General features: G+C 48.3%; 2 protein-coding genes. One reads left to right on the forward strand and one right to left on the reverse strand.

Annotation, left to right across the window (positions count from 1 at the left end):
• Nucleotides 1-291: enoyl-CoA hydratase/isomerase family protein (locus AC1DYX_RS31385; RefSeq protein WP_477266155.1), on the reverse strand; the 291-nt coding region annotated here is incomplete at its 3' end.
• Between the two features lie 647 nt (nucleotides 292-938).
• On the opposite strand from AC1DYX_RS31385, the gene AC1DYX_RS31390 reads away from it, so the two are divergent.
• Nucleotides 939-1,121 (forward strand): helix-turn-helix domain-containing protein (locus AC1DYX_RS31390; RefSeq protein ID WP_477266157.1); only part of this gene is annotated, 183 nt, incomplete at its 3' end.

Consider the following 1,121-nt stretch of genomic DNA (forward strand, 5'->3'; position numbering starts at 1 on the left):
TCGCGTCGCGATATGGAGTATGGACAGATACATGTCCATGAACGTGTCGATCCAATCACTCACATCAGCAGCACTGGCCAAAAGCTTGACTTCGTTAAAATCGCCACCGGCACTGAACAGACGATTCGGTCCGCCGGTAAAGACAACCGACTTGACTGACTTATCAATACTAGCCGCGCGCGAAGCCTCGGTGACCGCCAGTTGCATTTCCCGACTAAACGGGTTTGAAGTGCTTTTGTGGTTGAAGGTAATCACCCGGACCGGGCCATCATTGTCAACTATAATCGTCATGCTTTAGCTCTATTTCAAAATGAATAAAATCATTTACTTCATGCATATAAGCTGAATTGGGGAAGCGCCCAGATACGTAACATCTTGGTTGAGACCCCACTCATCTGCCATTTAAAATTCGCACCCATAATGGCGCAGATAGCAGACTCTATCTCCAAGACAGTCAGCGCTGGGTAATTTTTCGAGATAGTATATTACCTTCCCAAAAGCATCAAGCGATTTATAGAATCTACCTTGAAAGCCCATAAGTGATACTTATGAAAAATTTTCTGTAATCGATTATCACCAAAACTATCGAAAATGGAGGAAAGTCTAATCGAGCCGGCGCATTTTGAGGGATTCACCTTTCAGGGTCTTCATAGGGCTATGGCGGCGTTTTTAATTGCGTAGCGAACTCTATCCACATTCGTCCTTTCGCCAGTTATCAGATCCCCTTCCGGTAAACGTCTGCATATTCCGGATCAAAACTGGACACCCATTCCACGCCAAACTGGACACTGATTCCGCGGCAAACTGGACACCCATTCCAGCGCAAACTGGACACCTGTTCCGCTCCAAACTGGACAGTTTGAAGCGACCTGAGGGGGCTGGCGGCAAGCGATACTAACCTTCTAGAAAGTAATGTTAGTTCGTAATATAATGCTTGCATGAAATGCAAACGAACTTCTGACGGGCGAAAACTGGATCACCACTCGCTTCAGGTGATGCGCCAGCAGGCGATCAAAGCGGTGCGCGAAGACCAGTCGGTGGCGAACGTCGCGGCCGCTTATGGTGTGAACGCCACCACGGTGTTCCGATGGCTGGCGAAATTTGCCGATGGGGGCCAAAAC

Source organism: Massilia sp. P2_C2, assembly GCF_056404615.1.